The organism is Paenibacillus nanchangensis, from assembly GCF_046543445.1.
Classification (GTDB): Bacteria; Bacillota; Bacilli; order Paenibacillales; family Paenibacillaceae; genus Paenibacillus_AQ; species Paenibacillus_AQ nanchangensis.
This window is the reverse complement of record NZ_JBHOFD010000052.1, coordinates 1-25,270: the sequence shown is the minus strand read 5'-3', so window position 1 is coordinate 25,270 and position 25,270 is coordinate 1. Positions and strand designations below refer to the sequence as shown.

Sequence of the window (25,270 nt, the reverse complement as noted above, 5' to 3'; positions counted from 1 at the left end):
TTATGTTTCAGGACAATTGAAGGAGAGAGAAGATGGAATGTGTTTACAGCTTGGCGTCTGTTCTTCCGCGCATTTCCTCAAGCAGCGAAATGGCATTGACCAGATGGTTGTCAAAAATTTGCTTGGCTACGCCAAGCAAATCCTTAATCAGCGGATCGCGCAGCGAGTAGATGACGGTGGTGCCTTCCTTGACGCTGGTTACGACATTTTTGCCGCGCAGGACAGCAAGCTGCTGGGATACGGCGGATCCTTCGGAACCCAAAATCGCCTGCAGCTCATTGACGTTTTTTTCGCCTTCGCTCAGCAGCTCCAGAATCCGGATCCGCATAGGATGGGCAAGCGCTTTGAAAAATTCGGCTTTGAATTGTTGAATATTGCTGTTCATACTTATGCTCCTTGTACCTTTCTATCTTTCCGGGTAAATAGTACTGCCATCATATCATAAATAGACCGGATAAATCCTAATCTCGGCCGCCCATGCCTCCACCCAGCCGCCGACAGGCAGCGGTTCGCCCATACATTCAAACATCAGAATCGAGCCGTCAAGGCGCAGGCAGGCTGTACCGTCTTCATCTATGCTCTCCAGTATACCCGTAAAACCAACCTTCCCGTTCTCAGTCCGAATACGTTCACCCGGTTCTTCGGCGGGAGCAACGTCAAGCCACCTAGTCAGCAGTTCGGGAAATTCAAACTCCACTTCAACCGGCCCCTCCGGCAGCGGTCCGCCGCACCAGATTCCCCGGCCTTCGCCGGCCGGCGATTTGAAGACAACCTCGCCCGCCTTCGGACCGGTGGATTTCATTGTAATTTGCATGTCGGATCCTCTTTTTCGGAATAAAATGCTTTGGATACTGCCTCTGTGGCTTTATCAATAAAAGCTGCAATTTTACTGGGGCTTTCCTTCAGACCACCATTCACCCACTTTTTAATAATGGCTATACTGCCATGAGCGGTAAACGTATACCAAGACTCAAATAATTGTGGATCAAAATATTTTAATTCCTGCTTCCATTGCTCAATCGTTAAATCGTGACTGATATAAAGGATTCTTTCTAATAATTCTTTATCGCCATGGTCGGAGAACAAAACCTCACATATCGTTTTATTCGCTTTTATATACTTACATAGTTCATGAGACAGCTTTTCAGGTGTTCTAACGTCTGAAGAATTAATCCCAAGTTGCTTAATTTCTTCGTAAAGATCATTTTCGATCGTTGAAAGAAGCTCAAACTGATTAGCATAGTGTGAATAAAAGGTGTTGCGATTAATATTTGCTTCTCTGCAAATGTCTGTCACCGTAACTTTATTGATGGACCGTACTGTCAACAGCTTCAACAGGCTTTCTTTTATAACCATTTTTGTATATTTCACTCTATGATCTGTTTTTTTGTCTGACATAATATCCCCCCCGAAATGATAATGAACAAATCCAATGTGATTTGCAACATAACGAACATAAGTCAAACGAACAGTCTGTTGTTTTACTAACACGGTGTTATTATAATTTATTTGAACGTTCGATTCAAATTAAATTAATTGGAGGAACAATATGGGTGATATAACTGTCGTACCTGTATGGATTATTCAAGATATTATAGTCTTAATTGCTGCTATTCTAATGGTTTTCTATATCCTTGATAAGGAAGAGCATCCTAAAACGGTTCTACTGCAATTTATAGGTTTTGTGTTTTTTTACGCAGCCGTTTTTGAAATTACTGCTTCATCTCTTGGGGAAGGTTTCTACGCATATGGGCGGAGTATTTTAATGTTATTTAATATACCGATTACTGTCCCTATTATTGAGTTTCTGATCATTTATTCCACTTTGCGTGTTCTAAAGTCTGTAAATATACCGTCCTGGACTAAACCATTTATTACGGGATTGAGCGCTATGGTTTTCGACTTTTCATTGGACCCAGTGGCCGTTAAACAGATATTTCAGACTACGGATGGACTCATTGCAAGATGGACTTATTATCCTTTGTCCGGTGAACCTCAAATCTATGGGGAACCCGTGATGAATTTTACAGGGTGGATTTATATAGCGGGATACTGGACCGTCTTTATTCTAATTGGTGAATGGTGGCATAAAAAGAAAGGCTACAGTAAATCAATTGGTTATATCTATCCGTTTCTGGCGGCAATTCTGTCCTTAGCTTGTATGTTCTCCCCTTTATCCAACTTCTTTAATTATATGGGGCCGTTCTTCGCCAGAACCTCTAATATGCAGTGGGTGATGTTGATTGCACTTTCTGCAATAACAGCCGGAATTCTCGCACTAGCTTTTCTGAAGTTCTGGGACCGAAAGATTATTTATTCAATCACTCCCAAAAAAGATTTTCCTATCATGTTTACTTTCTTGGGGTTCCCCCTGGTAAATACTATATTTTGCCTTATCGGAGGTTACACGGAAGTATTGTGGCTGGTCGTTTTAGCTCAGATCTTATTAATGTTAGCCTGGATTGGAATTTATATGATGGGTAAAAAAGCAAGTCCAATCGCGAAGCAGCTGTAATAGATAATACGGTTCACCGGAACATACCAGTTAATAGAAGCGCAAGTTAAAGAAAACACCGCCAGACTTTAGACCTCTTTCGTCCAAAGCTGACGGTGTTTTTTTGAGCCTTCTGCAGTTGGATAAGCTGTGCCGGCCGGTTTCTCTGGCCGCTCTGTCGCCGCGGAGAAACTGGCTTCTCACGCCAATGTCCAATCAGCCCCGTGCATACCGCGCACGCAGCTGCCGCTCGGCCTCCTGCACTCTGTTGTCGGCATAGTCCAGCGTATACCCTGTCTCTGCCTCCACTTGACCGGCGTTCCGCAGCATCACGCCCCGGTTCCGCAGCGCCTGCAGGATACCGTCCGAGAAGACCGCCGCCTCCCCTGGGCCGCCCATTTCTCCCAGCGCACCCATCGTCTCGGGGCGGACAACCGGATAATCGCAGCCCTGCGCATCCCCCACTGCTTCTTCGTAAAAGCTGCGGGCAAGCTCTCCCCGGACCGTCCCCTGCCCTTCAACCACAACAAAGGCATGAACAAAATAGGCCTTGGCCTGCCGCCGCTGGGCAATGCCGCAGAACTTGCGGCCGCCGATCGCCAGGTCGTAATCGCCGGGGCAATAAGAGCCCTGCACCTCGCCGGCCCGCACCTCGGCTGCCGCGCCGGGATGGCTGCAGGCGACGGCCTCCGTGATCAGCGAGGCAAGCAGCCGGAAGTCGTCGTGAAAATCCAGCGATCCCCGCGGCCGCGGCAGCAGCAGCGAAACATTCACGACGCCGGCATCCAGCGGAACGGCCGCGCCGCCGGAATGGCGGACCGCTGTCCGGATCCCGCGCTGCTCAAGCCGTTCCATGGCCCGTCCCGCATACGGCAGCCGGCTGTCCCGCAGTCCCAGCACCAGGCCTGCCGGGTGGCTCCATAGATGGACCGACGGCTGAATCAGCGACTCTCCGACATCTCGGCATAGTGTCTCCTCGAATGCGAACGGCAGCAGCAGCCCGCTCTCCGCATCCGTTTCCCCGAGATGCTCAAAGACCGCCATTTGCGGCGGCAGCACACCGCTTCGGGCCCCGAATTCCTCTAACATCCGCTTTTCCTCCCCGTTGCCGTTATATCCGCTTTGATCCCGGAATAACCATTTTCTATATTGTAACGAGAAACCGCCGGACCCGCAAAACCAAAGGCTTCCTGCTGGCTTTGCCCACACTCCCCCGCACTTCTCCGCAGCCTGCTGTTTGTCCCGGCCGCTTTTCGTCTAATTATGAGAAAAGGAGTGATGCCCCATGACAGCCGAACAAACGGCAAAAGCCGAATCCAGCGGAACGTCCGGCAAACTGCAGCGGTGGGAGGAAGCGCTTGGCGGACTATACCGCAAGTTCCGGGATTACGCGGACAAAGCGGTGAAGGAGTTTGATGATGAGGACATCCACCAGGCCCGTGTCAACAGCCGCAAGCTGCTGACGCTGCTGTCCATTCTCGATCCCGGCCATACTTCGGGACTCTACCCGCTGTTCAAGAAGGCCCAGAAACGGCTGGGAAAGGTCCGCGACGAAGACGTGCTGATTGAAGCTTTTAAACTAAAGCGCAGAGACGCCAAAACACAAGGGGATAAGGAGAGCGCCGCTCTGCTGAAAGCCGTGATTGAGTTGCGCAAACAAAAGCGGAAACGCTACCGCAAAAAGCTCGCGGACAAACTGCCGCTGCTGGCAAATGAAGAGATGGACGCCGCGTGGGAGGACTTCATCCGCAACGGGCTCCCGGCCATGGTGGAGAAAACCGATCCGAACCGCGTCATGCGTGAGCTGGAGGTCGCGTTTGAGCAGAACAAACAGCGCTGCAAAACGCTGTTCCGCAAAGAAAGCTCGCCTTCGGCGGAGTCGTTCGACGCGCTGCACAAGCTGCGGATCGCAGCCAAAGAGCTGAGGTATACCGCAAATGCGGCCTCTTTTGCGCTGGACCAGAAATTCCATGCCCACGAGCAGCTCTACAAAGGCGTTCAAAGCGAGCTTGGCGAAATTAATGACAAACGCGTCTGGCTGGAGACGATTGAAGACATCGGTCCCGAGGAGCTCGGAGCCGGCAAAAAAGCGTGGGAGCGGCTCACTGGTTCATTGAAAGCCGAAATTGAGGAGGCGCTTCGTGCAAATACGGTCGTGGATAGAGGTTAAGCTGACAATAAAAAAGGGCTATTCGGATGTTGTGTCGGAATAGCCCTGGGTGACATTGTATAAGGCGGGTCTCTGTGTTCTATCAGAAGGTCTTATCCAGCCAAATCAAAGCCAAGACATAAATCTTGATCGCCTCTAATAGAGAAGGCAAATGCAATGCCTCATCAGGCCCGTGGGCATGGCCGTGGCCGGGAGGCAGAAAATCCGGCTTTACACTCACAGAGGAAGGGAATCCCGGGCCAAAAGTAATACCGCCCGGAAGCACCCTTGAATGCGTGCCCCCGCCCATAACATAAGGCTCTGCCTGCTCATTCCTTATGCTATTGTAGGCGTCCAGCAACGTTTGAACCTTGGGGTCGTCCTTCGCAATATAATAGGGGTTACTGTTTCTCACATCCAGAATATGAACACCGTAAGGCGTAATGCGCTGCTCAAGACGCTGCTTAACGGTCTCGGCATCTCCGGTAACGGGATAGCGAATGTCCACAAACAACTCCAAGCCGTCCTGATAAGGGCGGATGATGCCGCCGTTTAACGTTAGCTTGCCGGATAGGTCGTCTTCAGAGGCAATGCCTGCTCCTTCCCCATAATAATCCGCCAGGAATGAGGACAGGAATTCAAGCGTACGCCGATCGTCTTCTTCAAACTGTCCGCTAAGCTTAAGCGCTTCAGCCAGTACCCAAATTGCATTCAGTGAGCCTTCAGGAAAAGCAGCGTGCCCGGCCCGGCCCCGGGCATACACGATTACGCCATCCGGATGGGGTTCAGCCTTCACCAGCTCCGCAAGGTCTTGGGGCAGCCCGGTGAGGGCCGACTGAACTTTATCCAGGTTCCCTGCCTGCAGCACCACCTGGGCGTAATCAGGCACATTGTTTTCAGCCGTACCTCCCCGCAGACTGCCAAGCTGCTTCCCTACCGGAATGAAAAGCCTTGCGTTAAAACCGCCTTTTTGACCGTTGTTCAAAGGAAAAGCACCATCAATCACCAGCGACACCTCAGGCACTGGCTCATGTTTGACGAAATAAGCCAGGTCGTCCATGCCTGTCTCCTCGGCGCAGCCATAGATAATACGGATATTGTGCTCAAGGGGAATCTGCAAATCCCGGAGGATTCTAACCGTGTACAACCCGGCAACCGATGCTCCCTTATTGTCGCTTACTCCCCTTCCGATTAGAAAGTCGCCTTTTTTTGTAGGTTCATAGGGAGGATAAATCCAGTGGTCGCCTTCGGGTACAACATCCAGATGTCCTACCACTCCGATATCTCGTTCATGGTTCCCATATAGGATGGAACCGGCGTAGCCCTGATGATTTTCGGTACGAAATCCAAGCTCTGCACCCCGTTTCAGCGCCAATTCAAGCACCTCGGCACAAGGCCTGCCAAACGGAGCCCCTTCGATCCCTTCCCAGTCACGGCGTACACTCGGAATGCGCACCCATTCCACAATGTCCCGCTCCAACTCCTCCTGATGCTCTTCAAGCCATAACTCAACCTTCTTCAAGAGCTCCCGTTCATGCGCAGTCAATTGTTTCATCCTGTTCTCTAACCCCTTCCCAAATTCAACCCGTTATTTCCTGCCAACGATGACAGGATACCAGATGTTCCCCTTCCGCCTGCTGCATCTGCGGAGCGATTTGGCGGCAGTGATCTACGGCATAGGGACAGCGTGTGTGGAATTTGCAGCCCGAAGGAGGATTAGACGGGCTGGGAATATCCCCGTTCAGTTGGATCCGTTCCTTACGCTGCCCCGGTTTGTCGATAGGAATCGAAGAGAGCAGCGCTTTCGTGTACGGATGCAGCGGATTGTGAAACAGGTCCTCCTTGGTCCCTACCTCAACCAGATTCCCCAGGTACATTACTCCGATATGATCGCAAAAATAACGAACAATACTCAGATCATGCGAGATAAACAAGTAGGTCAGCCCTAACTCTTCCTTTAAATCAGACATCAGATTAAGCACCTGCGCCTGAATAGAAACATCGAGCGCGGCAATGGGCTCGTCTGCAACGATAAAACGCGGCTTAAGCGCCAGCGCGCGGGCAATGCCAATACGCTGCCTTTGCCCTCCGCTGAACTCATGGGGATACCTTTGCAGATTGTCGCGGCTTAAGCCGCACTTCTCCAGGTAGTCGCCGGCCAGCTCCCATGCCTTTTTGCCGTGAACAATACGGTGCTTCTTTATGCCCTCCGCAATGATTCGCCCAACACTCATGCGGGGATTGAGGCTCGCGTATGGGTCTTGGAAAATAATCTGCATGTCTCGCCGAAGGGACCGCATTTGGCTGCCAGCCAAATGCACATTCTGTGCCGAGTCGAATATGGCCCGCCCGTTAAAGGTAATAGAGCCGCTTGTAGGCTCGGTCAAATTAAGAATTGCCCTGCCGGTGGTCGATTTCCCGCAACCAGATTCACCTACAAGTCCAAAGCTTTCTCCCTTTTGGATATCAAAAGACAGACCATCCACTGCTTTCGTTGAACCCTTGGCGCGTGCAAACCATCCGCCTGCGTGTGGATAATGCTTGGCCAAATTTTTGACCTGAATCAGCGGCTGTGTCATCCTTTCTGCACCTCCCAGCAGCGGACAAAGTGATTTGGCTCCACTTCCTCCAATTCCGGAAGCTGCGTATCGCACCGTTCCTGACGCAAGCTGCACCTTGGGGCGAAGGGACACCCTTGATGCCGGGCATACGGGCTTGGCACCATGCCTGGGATGCTGTACAGCCTTCGTTTCTCCTCGTGCTCTGCAATCTTACGCGCATGAATTAACCCGTACGTATAGGGGTGCAGAGGCTTGTCATACAGCACCCCGGCGTTAGCCTGTTCCACAATCCTTCCGGCGTACAAAACAGCCACCTCATCGGCAATTTCCGCGATGACACCCAGATCATGCGAGATGAACAGCATACTTGTGTTCATCTGGCCTTGAAGATCCCGGAAGACATCGAGAATTTTCGCCTGCGTCGTCACATCCAAAGCGGTAGTAGGCTCATCGGCAATGAGCAATGCAGGCTGACAGCAGATCGCCATCGCGATCATGACACGTTGGCGCATGCCTCCGCTTAATTTATGCGGGTAAGATTGATACACCCGCTCAGCATCGGGGATTTGCACCATTTTAAGCACCTCTATACAGCGCTTGCGATTGGCCGCTCCCCGCAAACCCTGGTGAATACGCAGAACCTCGCTAATTTGATCTCCAACCTGAAACACCGGATTTAACGAAGTCATGGGTTCCTGAAAAACCATGGATATCCGATTGCCCCTTAGTTTCTCCATTCGGTCTTCGGATATCTTCAGCAGGTTGTCTCCGCCAAAGGATACCGTTCCGTTCACAGCAGTGTTATTCCGGGGCAACAGCCCCATAATCGCTAGCGATGTAACGCTTTTGCCGCAGCCTGACTCTCCTACCAACCCCAACGTCCGGCCCCGGTGAATGGTTAGGCTGATATTATGTACGACTGGGGTGCGGCTGCCCTTTTTGCCAAATTCAATGGATAGGTTCTCAATCCGTATCAATGGCTCCTGCCCTTGTTCCAAACCGATCCCTCCTTCCTACGTTGTGGAGGTAGGGTCCAACGCATCGCGCAGACCGTCACCCAGAAAGTTGATAGACAACACCATGGTGAACACCATAGCTCCAGGCGGAACCCAGAGCCACCATTCACTGCTCAGCACCCGCATACTCTGGGCTGCGGATAGCATATTGCCCCAGCTGGATTGCGGCTGACTAACCCCAAGCCCCAGAAAACTGAGGCCCGCCTCCGAAAGAATTCCCGTTGCAATCCCTAATGTGGCATATACGATAATGGGTCCCAGCGCATTGGGCAGCAGATGCCGAAATATAATCTCTGCAGGATTCAGGGCAATGGCCCTGGCTGCCTCTATAAACTCACGCTGCCTCAATGAGAGCACCTCAGCCCGTACAATGCGGGTAATTCCCGTCCAGTTCAATACTCCGATAATAAGAACTACATTCCAAACATTTGCCCCTAGCAAAGCAGCTAATGAAATAGCTATCGCATAGAAGGGAAAGCTCATTACAATGTCGGTTAACCGCATCACAAGGGAATCTATCCAGCCCCCGAAATATCCGGACACTGCCCCAAGCGTAACGCCGATAGCCAGTTGCAGGCCCGTGGCGCAGATCCCTACCAGCAGAGACACCCGCCCCCCATACAGTAACCGCGACCAGACGTCCCGGCCCAATTCATCCGTCCCCAGCAGATGTTCTGATGAAGGAGGCGTTTCGATATTGAACAGATCAATGTCATTGGGATCATACCCTGTCAAAATGGGGGCAGCCACAGACAAAAATACGAGCAGGATCAACATAGTCAAGCCTACAACCGCCAGTTTGTTTTTTCCAAATTTGATCCAGGCGATCTGACCGGGGGATAGCAGCTCTGCTCTACTCATCCTCATCTCTCCCCTCAATCGTAGTGGATTCGCGGGTCAACAACCGCATACAATATATCCGCAATAAGATTAGCCAATAGAGTTACCAAGGCAAGCATCATCACGATCCCCATAATCAACACATAGTCCCGATTTAAGGCTGCTTCAAAGTTCAAGCGTCCAATCCCGGGCCAGGAGAAAACCGTCTCCGTCAACAGAGCCCCTGACAGAAGCGTGGGAATCTCTAACGATAAAATAGTGATAACCGGCTTCAGTGCGTTTTTCATAGCATGCTTTAGTAGTACGAAGCGCCTTGAGACCCCCTTCGCCTTGGCTGTACGGATGTAATCCTGATTCAGAATTTCGCTCATACTGGAGCGCATATAGCGCATCAGCGCGGCGGTGTTCATCAGTCCAAGCACAACCGCCGGCAGGAGTAGATGCCGTCCGACATCAACCACATAATCCCACCCCTGGTGATTCACCCCGACAGTCTGCTTTCCCGATATTGGCAGCAGCTTCAAGTCGACGCCAAAGTACTTGATCAGCAGCATGCCAAAGAAAAAGGAAGGCAGAGATAAACCGATAAAGGCAAAAAAGGTGGCAGCGTAATCAATGATAGAATTCCGGCGGACAGCAGTGATAATCCCTACCGGCAAGCCAATTGCCACACTAATCGCCAATGCTGCCAAAGCCAGTAACAGCGTATTGCCAACCCTGCTGCCGATAATTTCCGTCACTGGCGATTTATAGTGGATGGAATAACCGAGATCCCCCTGCACGGCACGGGAAACCCACTTTGTGTACTTTACGTACAGCGGATCGTAATAACCCACCCTCTGCAGCAATTCCTCCTTGACCTCCGGTGACGCATTAGGATCAATCATTGTGGCATAGGGGTCCCCTGGCTGCAGATTGATCATGGCGAACACGATAATGGAGATGCCAAAGACAACAGGGATTGCCTGCAGCAATCTGCGTACGATATATCTACTCATCCCCTTGCCCCCTTATCCAGCAACAATCCGCTTCCTCCTGCAGTCGCTCGGCGCTCTGCAGCTATTGAACCGTCCACTTTTCAATTCCGCCAAAAGGTTCGTAAGGATAAGGGGTATAGTTGGTGACTTTAGGGCCAACCGCATATCCGATATTGGGAATATAGAGCCACATGCGGATCGCTAGCTCATTATGCAGGCGTCCCCATTCCTGGTAAACCTTCGAGCGTTCATTCTTGTCCAACGTTTTGGAACCCTGATCATTTAGCGCGTCCAATTTCTCATTCTTGTAACGCTCCCACCAATAGTTCGTTTCATAAGCATCAACGCGGAATGTTCCACCCATAAGGGTAGCGTCAAATTCCTTCTTAGGGTCCTGCAAAATAGCCAGCGTTGAGCTAAAGTCCGCCAAGTTAAGCTGCACCTCGATCCCCACTTGTCTGAGATACTGCTGAATAATTGGAGCGGACTGCTCGCGGGTCTTGTTACCCGTCGGGTAATTCAGCTCGAGAACAAATTTTTGTCCATCCTTATCCAGAACCCCGTCCCCGTCCGTATCCTTCCATCCGGCTTCAGCCAGCAGTTCCTTTGCCTTGTTAGGATCATATTTGTAAGGATTCAGATCCTGAGGATAAGAAGGATCGTCAGGATGAATAATCGTGTTAAAAATCGTTCCGTGTCCGAAAAGCAGCTTATCGACAATGGCTTGGCGGTCGATCGCGTAGATCAGAGCTTGCCGCACCCGCACATCAGATAAACGGTTGTCTGTCGAATCGAGCGTCATGTACTGTCCGGTTGCGCCCACATGCTCGATAATTCGGGCGCCTGCATCCTTGTAAACTTGCAGATCCGCGTTATTAAAGGAAGACAGCTCCGCAATATCCAGCCCTCCATTAATCAGCTCGGATTGGGCAGTTTCGCGATTGCTGACCTTAAAGATGAATTTCTTAATCGCAGGCGAACCTTTAAAATAATCCGGGTTGCTTTCCAGTTCAACATATTGATCCGGCACAAACTTCGAAATCTTATAAGGCCCTGTTCCTACAGGGTTTTTAAGCAATTCCGTAGCGTTACTCCACTGAGCGATCGGCGTGCTTGCCCATACATGCTTGGCAAGGACTGGCCGATCGGCAAAATAGGCTAGTGCGCCGCCGTAAATTTCTTTAAAGGTAAAACTAACCGTTTGTTCGTCAACAACTTTAATGCCGGACACATGCTCTGCCTGGCCGTTATGGAATGCCTCATACCCCTCCAGCTTGGTAGCAAATTCCGGGGTATCGTTCGGCCAATCCTTGCTTGCCGTAGACTCGTAAGTGAAGGCCACATCTTCTGCTGTCAGCGGTTTGCCATCATGCCATTTGACCCCTTTGTTCAGCGTAAAGGTAATTGTCTTTTGGTCATCGGAGAACTTATAATCCTTAGCTAACGAGGGAAGGAAACCTTGATTCTTATCCACAACGACCAGCCGGTCAAACACTATAAAGATGACATTGCGGTCATAATCGGTAAAATAAAGTTCGGGGTGAAACAATCCGGAAGGTGATGTCCATACCGCATAACGCAGTACGGAATCCCCAGTACTGCTGGCTTGCACAGGCGGGGCGCCCGCTTTAGCTTCACCTGCTTTGCTATTGGAGGGTGTTGAAGAACAGCCTGAGATCAAAAGTACACTTATCAACATAACGGACAACAACCCTTGAAGAATATGCCTCTTTTTCATCATCTTTTCTCCTCTTATCGTCTTCTCTTAAAGTACTTGTGGTTTTAGTGCATGAGATGGCTCACGGCTCCGTTAGCTTCTAGAGGAACTACTATCCTCAATTACTCTTCTGGCAAGCAGATTCAGCGTGTTATCATCCATTGGCGGATTGTGCAGACCAAACCGGACATCCCGGTACAAGCGCTGCAAAAGATGCGTATTCGACAGACTATGTACCCCGACAATGCGCATCGCTTTATCTACAACCGATATTGCGCTCTGGACAGCAAACATCTTGACCGCAGCGATATCAGGGCTTGCAAAACGGCGGGCTTCAGGGCCAAACCCCGCTTCCCTTCCCAAACGCTCTGCTACGCCATACATGAAGTGCCTTGCTGCTGATAACTCCAGTTCAATTTGACCTATCTTTTGCTGTATATGCGGAAGCTGAATAATCGGATGATTCAGACTGTTCGGCTGATAGCGGGAGGAGAAGGCAACGGCCTCTTTACTCGCAGCTATGGCAATCCCCAAATAACATGCTGGGATATTTAGCATACTGAAGCTAAGTTCGCCCCGATCCTTATGAGTTCGTTTATATACACGCGCGCTTTCAGGAAGATACACCTGATCAAGCACCAAATCGTGGCTGGCTGTTCCTCTCATTCCAACCATATTCCAGACGGGGTCAATGCGAAGGCCTTCCGCATTTCTGGGGATAAGAAATTCGGACACTCCCCCTGTAACCGTATCTGAAGCTGAAACAATACAATAGTCGAGCGCTGTTGAGAGAGAAGTGAACCTTTTTCTCCCTCTCAGCACGAAACCGTCGCCTGTCCACTCTGCAATTGTCTCTGGCTGACCTCCCCGGGAGGGGCTGCCTGTCGCTTCTTCAGAGTCGGCCCGGTTGATTAGAGCCCCCTGTTCAACCACCGCCCGGCATAGAAATTCGAACGAATCGCCCTCCCAAGCCCGGCTCACAGCCAGATCAAACAAAACGATGTGGTGCCAACCAATTGCCAAAGCGGTTGCCGCATCCACCTGAGCTATCCGTTCCTGACAAAGCAGGAACTCAAGGAGCGTGGCGCCCTCTCCGCCAAATTCCTTAGGAACCAAGAGAGTATGGTAGCCTGCTTTCTTCAAGTCATGGACAAGATCAACATTCAGCTCATTCAGCTCGTCTGCTTTCTGCGCTCCATCCGCGTGGCGGTCCGCAATTTCACCAATGGTCTCGAGCTTGTTTAATTGTTCTTTCGTATTTGCAAACCGGTTCTGCAATGAAGACATAACCACCTTCCCCTTTACTCAAGCCTTCTAGTATTTTAGTAAATCTCCAAAATGTTTGTTTTATCTTATCAATTGCAGCTTTTGATAGTCCATGTCATTATGTGACTAATTATTGTATTTCCGATAGGTTTACTATACTATGAGAAAAATAACAATTTTCTTATGTTTTCCACCGTTTTCATGTCAAATTATGAGATTTGATAAGCTTGAGAGATCGTAAGGGAGGGAGCAGCAATGAGGAAAGTGAAAAAAGAAGAGCCTCTCGAAGTTTTGGAGAATTACCATTTTACTGTTACAGAACTGGAGAAATCCAGTGCCGTGTGGCCCGTAAGTGCAGGTAGGGATGTTTCTCAGGCAAATAGCCGGATTGGACCCAGAGTCGTACCCTATTTCTACCTGATTTTTGTTCTGGAAGGGCAAGGGGAGTATATTTACAAGCAGAAAAAATATGTGCTCCGTAAATCCGACATGTTTTGTTTATTTCCGCATGTCGTTCATGAATACCATATCGATAAGGATACTCCCCTGCATAAGATGTGGGTTGCCTTAGAAGGTCCCCAAGCAGTTCAACTATTAGAACGGGTGGGCATCAAGTCATGTACACCTCATGTTCCAAATGCCTCTAACGAAGGTGTATTAAATCTGCTGCGCAGTTTGTTTGAATTCGGAAATCACTCAGACAAGCGCGATTTTGATTTATGCCGCCTGATCATTTTACATAAAATTTTTGAGGAGCTTTCCCGTAATACACCGGATGCTTTACGAAACGCCGTTTGTTCGGATTATTGGCTGCAGCAGGCCAAGGAATACATCGAAAGGCATTATACCGACCGCTTGACCATTGAACAAATTGCCGATTATGTTCACGTAAACCGCGCATATTTCTCACGGAAGTTTAATCAGGCTTTTGGAATTTCTCCAGCGAAGTACCTCCTCCAATTAAAAATTGAAGAGTCCAAACAGCTGTTGGTAAATACGGGTTACAATTTGTCCATAATAGCCCAGTCCATAGGGTATACGGATATGTTCACTTTTTCCAAAGTATTCAAGAAGGCAACAGGCGTTTCCCCTCGTGAATACCGTTTACTGAAACAGTCAGAAAGGATTTGATGCCGCTTAGAGGACAGTGTATACATTAGGGATCCAGAGAACCGAGGATAGGGACTGAGCTTACTTGGGCGTTGAAGTCGCGGCGCAATTGGGGAATGTTCAGGAGCCAGAAAAAGTTACGTTGCTTGGCAGCGGCTTTTCCGCCACAAAATCCGAATACCCTAAAAAAACAAAAGCAAGCCTGCCTGCCTCATCCGCTGAAGGAAGTGAGGCCGCATGCTTGCTTTTTTTAATGTTAGGCCGCCAGCGGCCCTTCTACCGCACCGATTCTTGACCGGTGTGCTTGTCGATCACACCTTGGTAGACGGGCTGCGGACGAAGACCAATCAGCTTCTCCACAGGCTGCCCGTCCCGGTATACCACTACCGTCGGCAGCCCCATTACGCCGGCTTCGGCGGCGGCGTCAGGCAGCTCGTCGCAGTTTACTTTTATAATGCGGACCCGGTCCCCGTTCTCCCTGTCCAGCTCCTCAAGTATCGGCAGCAGCCCTTTGCAGGGCGGGCACCAGGGCGCGCCGTAATCGACCAGCACGGTTCCCCCTTTTGTCAGTTCACCGTCCAGCATGCTTTTGCTTTCCGCATTCAATAGAGTCATCAGGTTCCCCTCCTTCATTCGGCGGCTGTCCTTCCGCATGATGCATGGAGGCGATACGCTGCTGCAAATTCTGCTTAATCTGGTTAAGCTGAACCAGCTGGCGCTCGATTTCCTCCAGCTTGCTTTGATACAGCGGCATGACCTGCTCGCAAAACGCCTCTTCGTTCTTCAGCACGCAGTGCAGTATTCCCGCGATTTCCTCGGTCGAAAGCCCGAGGTTCAGATACAGCTTGATCGTCTCCACCGTTTCGACGGCAAGCGGCGTATATTCCCGGTACCCGTTGGCCAGACGGACCGGATGAATCAGGCCTTGGCGTTCATAGTAGCGGATAGAGCGCTCGCTCACTCCGGTTTGCTTCGATAATTCACCGATTTTCATGGTAATCCCCCGGGTTCATGAGAATGGGTCTGAAATCAGTATAAACCCTGACACTAATGTCAGGGTCAATCTCTTTTTTTGGCGGCTTTTAACGGCTTGTTGAAATCCGTCTCCAGATGCCGGCGATTTGTGGGCCAGCAGCAGATTCCGTTCCACTCCTGCAAAAGATTCCGCTCCTCCAAGCCTTAATTCACCGGGCTTTTGGAGCGGTCCAGCGATGCCGCTGCCGCGCCCCGCGGACGGCGTCTGCCGGCACCAAGCGACAGACCGAAGCAGGCGATCAGAACCACACTCGCGAGCACATACGGCGAGTTAATATTGATGTCGAACAAATACCCGGAAATGACCGGACCGGCGATATTGCCCAAGCTGGTGAACGCCGAATTCAGGCCCGCCACATACCCCTGTTCATCTTTGGCCAGCATCGACATTTGGGTGCCGATGGCCGGACGCAAAATATCAATCGCCAGAAAAACAATAAACGTAACGGCGCAGATCAGCCAAAACTTATGAACAAACAGGGTCATCAGAATAAACACACCCGCAAACAGGAGGCAGACGGAAATCACCCGTTTTTCACCAAAACGCTTCAAAATCCAGCTGAAAATGGTGAGCTGAACCACCGCTCCGGCAATGGAACCAAACGTAATGATAAAGGCGATGTCTTTGGGCGTAAAGCCGAACTTATGATCGACAAACAATCCAAACACCGTTTCAAAATTAGCCAATCCAAACGACATCACAAACACAATAATCAAGCTGATAAAATAAGGCTCACGGTAAGAACGCATCAGCTGGTTCAGAAAACCAACCTGCTCCTTCGGCTCCTGCGCAAAGGTTTCGTTTGACGCTGCTTTTGCCGGCAGGGATTCCCGGAGAACTAGCAGGGTGACTACTGCGGCCACAAGTCCCGCGGCTCCCGCTGAAAAGAAAGGAACGCGGATCCCGAATTCGGCGATATAGCCGCCAATCCCCGGCCCGATTACAAACCCCGTTGTAATGGCGGCATTGATATACCCCATTCCTGCCGCACGTTCATCCTGCGTGGTCATATCCGCCGCATAGGCCATAACCGCCGGCATAATCATGGCAGCGCTGGCACCGCCAAGCAGCCGGGCAAGGAAAAGCATCAGCGGTTCGTTGGCGATGCCAAACAGCACTTCGGACAAGGTGAACACGATCATCCCGCTCACGATCATCCGTTTTCTGCCAAGCTTGTCGGCGAGCCGTCCGGCAAGCGGCGAGAACAGGAACTGGGTCAGCGAAAACGCGGCGACCAGCAAACCGACGATACTTCCGGTGATGCCCAGACTGTTCATAAATTCAGGCATAATCGGAATAATCAAGCCGATGCCTGTAAAGACCAGGAACAAATTTAACATGAGGACCAGAATAGCCCCCCGATTTTTTAGTAACAGTGCCATGCTTTGTTTCCTCCAAACTTTAATTCACATACTGAATATTCATTCTAGATTAGTGCAAAAAAAAAAAGATTCCAACCCTTAGCAGCTTACAGCCCAGCCTAAAAACGCATGGTTTAAGCCGGGTCTGTACCACTGCTCATTATGCTGCTCTGCCAATGATCTACCAGTCATCTACCAGTGCTCTGTCAGCTGCTCGGTCAGACGTTCTGTCAACTCTTTCAGCTACTCTGTCAGCTACTCTGTCAGCCGCTCGGTCACCTGTTCTGTCCGCCGCGCTGCCTTGCAATTCCGTGCAAAAACACATCCACGCCCAAGCGGTAAGCCGCCAGCGCTTCGTCATGCTCCATTCTTCGGGAATGCTGGTTCAGGCCGATGAGCAGACTGTCCAGCACAATCGATAGTCCTCTGACATCCTGGATGTCGAACTCGCCGCTGTCGATTCCCTGCTGCAGCAGCTCCTGGTTAAAGCTAATATACCCTTGGACCATTTCGTTTAGACGTTCTTCCACCTCCGCCGCCTTGTCCGAATAAAGGAATTCGTCAATGGCTTTCTTCAGCGGCTGGTTAAATTGGTCCAGCGCAAAATGCTCCGCCAATCCATATAATTTATCGGCCGTGGTCGGGTACAGTGTTTCTTTCGCCAGCCAGGTTTCTTCCCATTCCCGGTCCCCTTCCTGCAGCAGGTAAAGAAACAGCCCTTCTTTGCTCTTGAAGTGGTAATAAATGTTCCCCGCGCTGCAGCCAGTTGCTTTTACAATTTCTTCGATCGACGTCGCTTTATAGCCCTTTTGGGTAAAAAGCGCCCTTGCGGCATCGGCTATCCGCTTCTTGGTCGATTCAGTTTGAAGCTGCTTCTTATTCATCTGTGACCTGCCTCTTCCTTTCGCTCACCCGGTCAGTCAATAATACTGAACTTTCATTCAGTATTGTAATCGATCGGTGGATTAGATGCAAGCCGGGGCTTCGAACACAACCTCTGCCGGGGCTTTAAGACAGTTATACGGCTGCACAAATGTACAAACAGCGGCAGCATAGGACATAAACAGAAGTCCCAAACTGCCGCTGTTTTAGGCGTTCACCGCTCGTTGTAAGGAATAACCCAGCTCCTGCGTTTGGCTGTTTTTCGAAAGCCTAATTAGTTGCGATTTCCTTAAAAATGTCGGCTACAGCATCCACAGTGCTATTCCAGAGCTTTTCCCCCAAATCCTTTGTCGCCTGAGTCGGGTCGCCTATAACCCCTGTTTTGGAGTATTTTGAAAAATCAAGATCAGGATCTTCCCAATCCGGCTCCTCACTGTAAGGGTTGTATATTTTGTCGTTCCTTACAGTTTCACTCCGCTTAAACAAAGCTAGCGACGTAGTAAAACTATCAGCATGTCCTCCAGGTAAATTTGGGTCCCCATGTTTACACCAGACATCGAAAAAGGGATGATTCGGAAGATAAGCAACTGAAACTCCATCAAAATCGCTATTAAACCTTTTTGCTGTATTGTCTAAATGATGCCCTCCGCAACCTCTGAAAATCACAATTTTCTTGAACCCCTGCTGGGCAAGTGACTTTAGTACAGAATAAATCAAATTTTCGTACACATCCTGCGGAATATCTATGTATCCATATCCATAGTTTCTGTGTTCCGGTGTTGGGCCAAATGGCAATGTAGGAACAACCAAATAGTTAACACCATATTTTTGATAGACTCTTTCTGCGGCTGAGATTCGGGAATGCTTACCATAATCATCCTTCAGAGAAGAATGAACCGGATCAGCCCGGCCATCGCCTATAGAGTATAACAAGTCCAAAGGAGGTGAAACGGATGGAACAGGAGCAATTATGGCTGAAGCAGTGCCGGGATGGGGAGCAGGATGCATTCTACCAACTGGTAAAGCCTTATCTGGACCGGGCATACAGTACGGCCAGGGCGATTCTGAACTCCCCGCATTATGCTGAGGATGCAGTCCAGAATGCCATGCTGGAAGCCTATAGAGCCATTATGAGCGGCAAAGAAATCCGCAGCTTCCGAAGCTGGTTCAACCGGCTGGTTGCGATGCGGGCGTTGGATCTGGCCAGAGCACGCTCCAGGCAGTTCAGCAAGACAGAAGCTTTGGGGGATCAGGAGACGCCGGCGGATGAACGGGAGCAGCCTATGGAGGCGGTCTTGAAGAAAGAAGAGCAATCCCGGCTGCTGGACCAGGTCATGTCACTGGATATTCGCCACCGCTCAGTGATTGTGTTGTATTACTATCAGGAAATGTCCGTAGAGGAGATTGCGGACGTGCTGGGCGTCAAGGCCGGGACCGTGAAATCCAGATTGTATAACGCGCGCTTGAAGCTGATGAATCTGAATGAATCTATTAATCCGAAGAAGGTGATTTTTGATGTCTAAGTTCAAGAACGGGATACAGGGTGAACCGCAGCGGCAGGCAGAGGAAATGGGCGGTGTGCTGAGCCTTCATGCTGCGCCGCAGAGCCTGCATGATTTTGCAAAAAATATTGTGATGCACGCGGCGGCTGCGGAGCCTGCTGCACCTAGCCGTCCGGCCCGCTCCCGCACGAAGCGGCGGCTGATCAGTGCTGCCTGCGGTACGGCTGCTGCTGCTATGCTCCTATTCTCTGCCCAGGTATCGCCGGCCTTCGCCAGTCTGGTGCAATACATTCCAGGCTTCTCGGTGGCCTCCGACTGGCTGACCGCGCTGCGTACCGGTGACGGTGTGCAGAATGCGGGCAATTATGATTACCGGCCATTCCAGCCGGTCGTGATGAGCTTCGGAGATACCAAGGTTAGTCTGAGCGATGTGTATCTGACCAGTGACAAGCTGGTGTACAAGGTCTTTGTCCAGTCGGACAAAATTAGCGGGAGCGTGACCACCTGGCCGGACGGAACGCCGGGGATTGACTACAGCAACGCCGGTTATCACATAACGAGCAAGGACTTTCCGAGCGCCGGAGCAGGCGGGGTGATGAAGCTTACCCATGATGAGCAGACCGGCGAACCGATTCTGGTTCTGCCGACCGAGCAGCAGCTGTCGCCGCAGGAGGTGGCCGCTTTCCTTGCGGGGAACCCGTCCAAGCTGAGCTTTACCTTCTATGAGCCTCAGGCGGGAGGCGCGATTCCGCTGAAGCATAGCATGGACGTTCCTTTTGACAAAAGCCAGTGGAAACAGGACCGGATCATCCCGCAGCAGGCCTCTATCCCGGTTATGGTCAACGGAGACCAGCAGGAAATTGAGGTACAGGAGGTTAAGCTTACACCGCTCAGTACCTATGTAACTCTGCATCTAAGCAACACGGACCGGAGCCTGCTGGATATCGATTGGAACAACCCGTCCATTGAATTGACGGATAACGCAGGCGGCACCTACGGGTTCAAAGATTACACCAGCCTGAATGCTGTGCTAGGACGCAGCAACGGCGGTTCCGATACGATCCGGCTGGAATTTGCTTCTTCACCATATTTCAGTAAGCAAGCCGACAGGCTGAATCTGAAGATCGGGCATGTCCAGCTCTCAGAGGTAGGCTCCTTCTCTCTGGCCATGGACGAAGCACTACCCAAAGTGATTCCGTTCAGCGGCAAGCAGATGCTTCTGACCGAGAGCCGTTATGAAGACGGGTTCCTGAAGCTGAAGCTTACGCAGGATGCGCAGAACCGCATGAGCATTGACTTCAATATCCCAGGCTATATGGCTAAGGTGCTTCAGTCCCGGGAGCTGTATGACAAGTTCTACGCGGGCAACAGGGATCAGGGGGGCTTCGCCCGGAATATTCTGCAGGTTCAGGAAGGGATCGGGGAATATGAGGTCTGGATTGCGGCCCCTGAGCAGAAGCAGTATGAAGTGGAAATGATTAATGCCGTAACGCAGCGCAAGCAGGTTCAGGTGAATCAGCAGGTTGAACTCAGCGTGCGATAATGGAATCATCCGCCAGGCAGCACATAGGTTCGGGGTTGTCTGGCGAAGGTTTTTTACAATCGTATATACTGATTAGACCAATTGATTACTTAGAAGCTGTGTCACTTACCATGATCAAGAAAGAAGCCGCACATATACGCAAGCAGTTCAAGATGGACCATGATCAGCTGAATCTGTACGATATCCTGAACGTGTATACACTTTTTTTTCGATTGAACGTTTTGTTTTGTGCTTAGAATAACGGTAAATCAAATCGATACCCTTATTGCTTGTTTGCGGTTACTGCACATTTTGGAGAAAAGTGCGGGCCATCCATTCGCAGAACTTGTATTTCTCTTCAAACTGCGGGTAATGGGCGGACTCTTCAAAAACAACAACTTCCTTCTTGTCTGCTTGAAGCAGATCATAATACGCTTTAGCCGCACTGGATGACGTCATGTAATCATATTTGCCCATGATAAAATAGACCGGCAGCTTTAGCCTTGTGACCTTTTCGGTCAAAGGGTGTTCCATCACTTCCGGTAACAGCACCTCCTGGGAAGTGTTCACCCCGTAGTAATAGCGGACGACATCGAGCAGGTTGTATTCGCTGCTAAGCATCAGTTTTGCAATATCGCCGTCGGGGCTGACCATCTGTCTTGCCGCCCTGCCATATTTGGCCACATACTGCCGCGGGGTAAAATTTATCGCCGCTGCGAATCCGGTCTGCCATTCCCTCCAGATGCGCGGCATCCTCCGTATTTCCGGCCTGACGGGCCTGGGAGATGGTATACTGGCATAACTCTCCCGGGCTGGAAATTTGGCTAAGGCTTTGGTCGGGGACGGTCCTGGTCTCAAATTAAAGAGCCTGTCCCTAAAGAGAAGCGGGGGAGCAGGCATGTGTAAGTTAAGTATTCTCGAAAATCAGGAGCAGGCTGGCTGTGACAGATCTGCTTGTAGTTTTTTCGCATCATTTTAAACAGTACTGCAGCGGAATGGAAATAAGGATTTTTGGACAGGATCAAACGTTGGCGTTTTCTTTCATATGGACAAATTAGTCTAGGGGTTTGTTTCATTGGCCTCTATCTTTGGTTCTGGGCCCCGTACAACCTGTCGGCGAGGCGGCATCAAAACAGCTTCGGGATCCAGAATCAAAGCAGCTATTTGGAGATCGAAGAACTGCAGGGGTATTTTCACAACGACAAGATATAAAATGCAAACTATCTCGGCACCGACCAATACGTACGAGGTTGACACAAACCAAGAAAAATACATCGTCCGTGCGCACTATCCTCCAAGCCCTTTCCCCTGTCTCAGGGCAAGGCAGCCCATGCCAAATACAGACACAGCGCGGCCAAAGCAAAGAGCAGCAGCGAGACTTTGCGGGTTCTCCGCATGCTCACTCCAAATGCGCCAAATAAAACTGCTGCGGCGAGCTTCGATATACTTCCCGAATATCCGCCAAGCGTAAAAAAGGAGCTGCTGAGCACGATTGAGACCAGCAAAGAACCCACAACCAGAATTTGAAACCCCAGGGGTTCACTCCTAAAAAGTCTGTAAAATGATTGAATTCTCCGCAAGCCTTTTGCCCTCCCTACAATGCATTCGATATTTAAAATTTTATGTATTACATTCATATTAAAGCATTAGGTCTTCCATTGATAGTAGAGAGACTTGTTTTTCCGATTTCATTATAATCTCGCGGTTTCCTCCATCGAGCTTACTGTTCCCCAAGTCTGCTGCTTAGGTTACGCAATGAAATTTCCAGTTTCATTTTATACATAAGTTTTTTACAGTAATGAAAATATTCAGTAACTTTTAGAGGAGCAAAATTCATTATTATTTTATAAAGGAGGAATAATGATGAATTTTACACTTACAATGGTCTTGATCGCAGTTCTTCTATCGGGGTGTCCCAGTATAGACAAACTAACTGCTGAAGGCAAAGAAGGAAAAGAGGTGGCTACGGCTATACCCCAAGCGGAAAAGACTGAACAAGTGCAAAATGTGAGCTATATTCAATCCTTTGTAGATAACTCCAATGGTTGGAGAGTGCAAATTAGAGGACAGGGGATGTTCAAAGCAGAAAACACGCTGAACAAAACCACTGATGGGGGATTGACCTGGCAAAAAGTTAGCGATTCACGATCTGGAAATTTGCCTAACGAGCCTATTACAGGGATGATTTTCACTTCTTTAGATAGAGGATGGATTACTGTAACCAGCCCCCGGGAGGGAAAGATAGGATTATACCGTACAGACAACGGAGGGAAACGTTGGACAGACATGAAATTAAGAGGAAAAGATAATTTGGCCTATACTGTCGAACTGCCAGTGTTCTTTTCTACGACCTCTTACGGACTAATAAGAGTAAAAGATAATAAGACAGCCGAAGATTCCACCTTATTTTTTATTACTAAGGATAATGGCGACAGCTGGAAATCCATAACAAGTGATGATATGGGCTTATGGAATGAGATGGAGTGGAAGATTAGCAGGGGACAAAGCCGCACAACATGGGAAATCAAAATTGATAATAAATCTTGGAAGTATAACGGGACCCAATGGACAAAGAAATCCTAATACCTCTTCCGCAAAATAATAAAGCGGCAATAAGACTGCTGCCAGCATACCCAGCATACAATAAAAATTTGATACATGTTTGATATTAAAGGACCTGGACCCATTAAGGATAAGTTAAGTTTACAAGCATTTCTCAGGTCCTCCTGTTTCGTTCTTTAGTTAAAAAAAGTCTTTTTTATATCGAACTGCTAGATAGATTGCTGAAGCAAGGAATGCAAGAGAATATTTAAATAAGAAGAAAATCTGCCACATATATTCTTTCGGGAAAATCACATCGCATAAAATTACTACACATAACGCTATAAGGGCACTATTTAAAGATATTTGCTTTGTTCTTTCATCAGCTTCACCCATTTTTTTGTGTAGCACGTATGTTAGAATAGCTCCGACAAAAACCAATACAAAACCGCTACCAATAAGAATATTCCAATTTCCTTGTGATTGTTCAGCCCAAGACTTTAACGGGTCAAAAATCGCGTTAGAGATATCAGAAAAATTAATCATTATGATCACTTCCCTTCTCATAGGTAAAAATATCGTTTACATCAACATTAAAAAATTCGGCAATTCGAAAGGCTAACAGCAGTGTCGGAACATAATTTCCTTTTTCCATGACGAAGATGGTTTGTTTGGAAACCCCGACTTTCTCTGCTAATTCTTGCTGAGACATTCTGGCAAGTACGCGATATTCATAGACCTTATTTGATATGGAATCACCAAAATCTTTCTTCATGACCATCACCTCATGAATCAAATTATAAATCATTTTTTACGAAAGTAAAGTAAACTTATATAAAATAATTAAATAATTTTATTTTTGATTATATTGCTTTGATTCAACAAGTGCCAGAATACAGAAAGAACCTGACGAAATTCATGATTCCGTCAGGTTCACATATCGATCTGGTGTAATTTATGGTTTTTGGTGGTGCATTTTATGATATTAAGTGGTGAAAAAAAACGGTCAGAGTGGTGCAGTCAAGTGATAATATTCACAGATCAGATAATTGATCCGGCTAGTTTATATTTGGTCTCATTTGCAGCTGTTTTCGTCCTTTAGTCCGATCGCCGTCCCCTATCTCTGCCTCTCCATCGGGAAAGTCCTGACAGCAGAACCGGCAATCATGTTCATTCCTTGCTGCAATCTGCGCACACTTAAATGCGTACGTTTAAAACGGCTCACATGCTTGTCCGCTTCCGCGCTTCCGTCCTACTCGCCAATCACCTGAATGTAAACCTTGCGGCTTTTCGGCCCGTCGAACTCCGCCAGATAAACATCCTGTGCATCGCCGGAGATCATCTTCCCGTCCTGCACAACGAACAGGCAGCTGTTGCCGGAAATCATCGATTTGAGATGCGAAGGCGAGTTGCTGCCCGTTGCCCCGTACGAAGGGAGAAAGTGGGCGTGCGCGTAAGGAAAGTCCTTCGGCGCAAGCCGTTCGAGCAGCTCCTCGATATCCGTCTCCACGCATTCCAGTCCTTCGTTAACCATAATGCCTGTCGTCGTATGGGCGGAGATAACGGCCGCAAGCCCATTTTGCACACCGCATTCCTCGATAAAGGTACGGATCTCCTCCGTAATCTTGATCATTTGAAACTCTGCTTCCGACCGGAGCACCAGCGTTTTTAATTTAACCATGGCCGTTCGTTCCCCCTTTCCCCAAGAAAGACCTGCGCATTGCCGCCCAAAATCTTATCCAGCGTCTTCGGTCTAAATTCCATTGCCTTCAGTGCCGGCAGCAGCCGTTTCGCCTTGAAGCGGGGAGTGTTTGTGCCGAACATGACCTTATCGTTTAAGTTCCGTTCAATCCAGAGCGGACCCATGTTCGTCTTGAACACCTGCTTGTAAAAATCAAGCGCGTTATCCATATGGAGCAGCGACGTATCGGTGAATACATTGGGATACTTCAGCAGCAGCATGACCGTGTCATGCACCCAAGGCCAGCCGAAGTGGGCGAGACACATGCGCAGGTCCGGATAGGCGATCGCGACTTCCTCGAAGTTCAGCGGGTGCGAATATTTGGCCGGCGCATCCGGCTCCCAGCTCATGCCGGCATGGAACAGAATCGGTTTGTTGTATTGGAGGCATAGCTCATAAATCGGCTTCATGCTGTCATCTTGAGGATAAAATTTCTGTTTGGAGGGATTCAGCTTCAGTCCCTTCAGGTCCAGCACACGGAAGGCATAATCCAGCACCTCGACCGCATCGCTGCGGTGCGGATCAACGCTGGCGAATCCGATGAACCTCTCCGGC

General features: G+C 49.5%; 27 protein-coding genes. 6 read left to right on the top strand and 21 right to left on the bottom strand.

Annotated elements, in window-relative coordinates:
* Nucleotides 1–43 precede the first annotated feature (43 nt).
* The 3 genes from ACE6ED_RS27495 to ACE6ED_RS27485 are packed head-to-tail and all read right to left on the bottom strand — an operon-like array spanning nt 44 to nt 1,398.
* Entirely contained in the window at nt 44–385 is a 342-nt protein-coding gene (locus tag ACE6ED_RS27495; RefSeq protein WP_410830649.1) for an ArsR/SmtB family transcription factor, read from the bottom strand.
* A gap of 54 nt (nt 386–439) precedes the next feature.
* Nucleotides 440–814, bottom strand: coding sequence for a hypothetical protein (locus ACE6ED_RS27490; RefSeq protein WP_410830648.1), 375 nt, complete (start codon nt 812–814; stop codon nt 440–442).
* Nucleotides 799–1,398 (bottom strand): TetR/AcrR family transcriptional regulator, encoded by a 600-nt coding sequence (locus ACE6ED_RS27485; protein ID WP_410830647.1) that lies wholly within the window; start codon nt 1,396–1,398, stop codon nt 799–801. Before ACE6ED_RS27485 ends, ACE6ED_RS27490 begins: the two co-directional genes overlap by 16 nt.
* A 151-nt stretch (nt 1,399–1,549) precedes the next feature.
* Between ACE6ED_RS27485 and ACE6ED_RS27480 the strand changes: the two genes are divergently transcribed.
* On the top strand, nt 1,550–2,515 hold the full coding sequence (locus ACE6ED_RS27480; protein ID WP_410830646.1) for a carotenoid biosynthesis protein: 966 nt from the start codon (nt 1,550–1,552) through the stop codon (nt 2,513–2,515).
* A 195-nt stretch (nt 2,516–2,710) separates the two neighbouring features.
* Here ACE6ED_RS27480 and ACE6ED_RS27475 read toward each other — a convergent pair whose 3' ends face one another.
* Complete coding sequence (locus tag ACE6ED_RS27475; RefSeq protein ID WP_410830645.1) at nt 2,711–3,583, bottom strand: lipoate--protein ligase family protein; 873 nt, start codon at nt 3,581–3,583, stop codon at nt 2,711–2,713.
* 196 nt (nt 3,584–3,779) lie between these two features.
* Between ACE6ED_RS27475 and ACE6ED_RS27470 the strand changes: the two genes are divergently transcribed.
* Nucleotides 3,780–4,664: a CHAD domain-containing protein gene (locus ACE6ED_RS27470; RefSeq protein ID WP_410830644.1), complete on the top strand. Its 885-nt coding sequence runs from the start codon at nt 3,780–3,782 to the stop codon at nt 4,662–4,664.
* Nucleotides 4,665–4,746: 82 nt separating this feature from the next.
* Here ACE6ED_RS27470 and ACE6ED_RS27465 read toward each other — a convergent pair whose 3' ends face one another.
* The 7 genes from ACE6ED_RS27465 to ACE6ED_RS27435 form a co-directional block, all read right to left on the bottom strand.
* On the bottom strand, nt 4,747–6,198 hold the full coding sequence (locus ACE6ED_RS27465; protein WP_410830643.1) for a Sapep family Mn(2+)-dependent dipeptidase: 1,452 nt from the start codon (nt 6,196–6,198) through the stop codon (nt 4,747–4,749).
* Nucleotides 6,199–6,223: 25 nt separating this feature from the next.
* Nucleotides 6,224–7,222 (bottom strand): ABC transporter ATP-binding protein, encoded by a 999-nt coding sequence (locus tag ACE6ED_RS27460; protein ID WP_410830642.1) that lies wholly within the window; start codon nt 7,220–7,222, stop codon nt 6,224–6,226.
* Nucleotides 7,219–8,202: an ABC transporter ATP-binding protein gene (locus ACE6ED_RS27455; RefSeq protein WP_410830641.1), complete on the bottom strand. Its 984-nt coding sequence runs from the start codon at nt 8,200–8,202 to the stop codon at nt 7,219–7,221. The genes ACE6ED_RS27460 and ACE6ED_RS27455 overlap by 4 nt, the downstream gene beginning before the upstream one ends.
* 15 nt (nt 8,203–8,217) lie before the next feature.
* Nucleotides 8,218–9,081: an oligopeptide ABC transporter permease gene (gene opp4C, locus ACE6ED_RS27450; RefSeq protein WP_410830640.1), complete on the bottom strand. Its 864-nt coding sequence runs from the start codon at nt 9,079–9,081 to the stop codon at nt 8,218–8,220.
* A 14-nt stretch (nt 9,082–9,095) separates the two neighbouring features.
* Entirely contained in the window at nt 9,096–10,058 is a 963-nt protein-coding gene (locus ACE6ED_RS27445) for an ABC transporter permease (protein WP_410830639.1), read from the bottom strand.
* Between the two features lie 61 nt (nt 10,059–10,119).
* The gene (locus tag ACE6ED_RS27440) at nt 10,120–11,649 is read right to left on the bottom strand and encodes an ABC transporter substrate-binding protein (RefSeq protein ID WP_410830638.1); all 1,530 of its coding nucleotides are present in this window, start codon (nt 11,647–11,649) and stop codon (nt 10,120–10,122) included.
* A gap of 198 nt (nt 11,650–11,847) precedes the next feature.
* The gene (locus ACE6ED_RS27435) at nt 11,848–13,041 is read right to left on the bottom strand and encodes an acyl-CoA dehydrogenase family protein (RefSeq protein WP_410830637.1); all 1,194 of its coding nucleotides are present in this window, start codon (nt 13,039–13,041) and stop codon (nt 11,848–11,850) included.
* 234 nt (nt 13,042–13,275) lie between these two features.
* Here ACE6ED_RS27435 and ACE6ED_RS27430 point away from each other — a divergent pair, with 234 nt between their 5' ends.
* Complete coding sequence (locus ACE6ED_RS27430; RefSeq protein WP_410830636.1) at nt 13,276–14,151, top strand: AraC family transcriptional regulator; 876 nt, start codon at nt 13,276–13,278, stop codon at nt 14,149–14,151.
* A 255-nt stretch (nt 14,152–14,406) separates the two neighbouring features.
* On the opposite strand, the gene ACE6ED_RS27425 is transcribed toward ACE6ED_RS27430, so the two are convergent.
* The 5 genes from ACE6ED_RS27425 to ACE6ED_RS27405 all read right to left on the bottom strand — a co-directional run bounded on the left by ACE6ED_RS27425 (nt 14,407) and on the right by ACE6ED_RS27405 (nt 18,417).
* Nucleotides 14,407–14,745: a thioredoxin family protein gene (locus ACE6ED_RS27425; protein WP_410830635.1), complete on the bottom strand. Its 339-nt coding sequence runs from the start codon at nt 14,743–14,745 to the stop codon at nt 14,407–14,409.
* On the bottom strand, nt 14,702–15,124 hold the full coding sequence (locus ACE6ED_RS27420) for a MerR family transcriptional regulator (RefSeq protein ID WP_410830634.1): 423 nt from the start codon (nt 15,122–15,124) through the stop codon (nt 14,702–14,704). Before ACE6ED_RS27420 ends, ACE6ED_RS27425 begins: the two co-directional genes overlap by 44 nt.
* A 185-nt stretch (nt 15,125–15,309) precedes the next feature.
* Entirely contained in the window at nt 15,310–16,548 is a 1,239-nt protein-coding gene (locus tag ACE6ED_RS27415; protein WP_410830633.1) for an MFS transporter, read from the bottom strand.
* A gap of 254 nt (nt 16,549–16,802) precedes the next feature.
* The gene (locus ACE6ED_RS27410; protein ID WP_410830632.1) at nt 16,803–17,411 is read right to left on the bottom strand and encodes a TetR/AcrR family transcriptional regulator; all 609 of its coding nucleotides are present in this window, start codon (nt 17,409–17,411) and stop codon (nt 16,803–16,805) included.
* Between the two features lie 268 nt (nt 17,412–17,679).
* Nucleotides 17,680–18,417 carry a creatininase family protein gene (locus ACE6ED_RS27405; RefSeq protein ID WP_410830631.1) on the bottom strand — a complete coding sequence of 246 codons (738 nt, stop codon included), beginning with the start codon at nt 18,415–18,417 and terminating at the stop codon, nt 17,680–17,682.
* Here ACE6ED_RS27405 and ACE6ED_RS27400 point away from each other — a divergent pair.
* Nucleotides 18,363–18,932: an RNA polymerase sigma factor gene (locus ACE6ED_RS27400; RefSeq protein WP_410830630.1), complete on the top strand. Its 570-nt coding sequence runs from the start codon at nt 18,363–18,365 to the stop codon at nt 18,930–18,932. The two genes, ACE6ED_RS27405 and ACE6ED_RS27400, sit on opposite strands and share 55 nt — an antisense overlap.
* Nucleotides 18,925–20,454, top strand: coding sequence for a hypothetical protein (locus ACE6ED_RS27395; RefSeq protein ID WP_410830629.1), 1,530 nt, complete (start codon nt 18,925–18,927; stop codon nt 20,452–20,454). Before ACE6ED_RS27400 ends, ACE6ED_RS27395 begins: the two co-directional genes overlap by 8 nt.
* 279 nt (nt 20,455–20,733) lie before the next feature.
* Here ACE6ED_RS27395 and ACE6ED_RS27390 read toward each other — a convergent pair whose 3' ends face one another.
* Nucleotides 20,734–21,186, bottom strand: coding sequence for an alpha/beta hydrolase (locus tag ACE6ED_RS27390; RefSeq protein ID WP_410830628.1), 453 nt, complete (start codon nt 21,184–21,186; stop codon nt 20,734–20,736).
* 1,107 nt (nt 21,187–22,293) lie between these two features.
* Between ACE6ED_RS27390 and ACE6ED_RS27385 the strand changes: the two genes are divergently transcribed.
* Complete coding sequence (locus ACE6ED_RS27385) at nt 22,294–23,016, top strand: hypothetical protein (RefSeq protein WP_410830627.1); 723 nt, start codon at nt 22,294–22,296, stop codon at nt 23,014–23,016.
* Nucleotides 23,017–23,175: 159 nt separating this feature from the next.
* On the opposite strand, the gene ACE6ED_RS27380 is transcribed toward ACE6ED_RS27385, so the two are convergent.
* The 4 genes from ACE6ED_RS27380 to ACE6ED_RS27365 all read right to left on the bottom strand — a co-directional run.
* On the bottom strand, nt 23,176–23,520 hold the full coding sequence (locus ACE6ED_RS27380; protein ID WP_410830626.1) for a DUF2178 domain-containing protein: 345 nt from the start codon (nt 23,518–23,520) through the stop codon (nt 23,176–23,178).
* Nucleotides 23,513–23,749: a helix-turn-helix transcriptional regulator gene (locus ACE6ED_RS27375; RefSeq protein ID WP_410830625.1), complete on the bottom strand. Its 237-nt coding sequence runs from the start codon at nt 23,747–23,749 to the stop codon at nt 23,513–23,515. Before ACE6ED_RS27375 ends, ACE6ED_RS27380 begins: the two co-directional genes overlap by 8 nt.
* A 477-nt stretch (nt 23,750–24,226) precedes the next feature.
* Nucleotides 24,227–24,655 (bottom strand): secondary thiamine-phosphate synthase enzyme YjbQ, encoded by a 429-nt coding sequence (locus ACE6ED_RS27370; protein ID WP_410830624.1) that lies wholly within the window; start codon nt 24,653–24,655, stop codon nt 24,227–24,229.
* Nucleotides 24,643–25,270, bottom strand: a 628-nt coding sequence (locus ACE6ED_RS27365; RefSeq protein WP_410830623.1) for an amidohydrolase family protein, incomplete at its 5' end; no start/stop codon positions are given. The genes ACE6ED_RS27365 and ACE6ED_RS27370, both read right to left, overlap by 13 nt.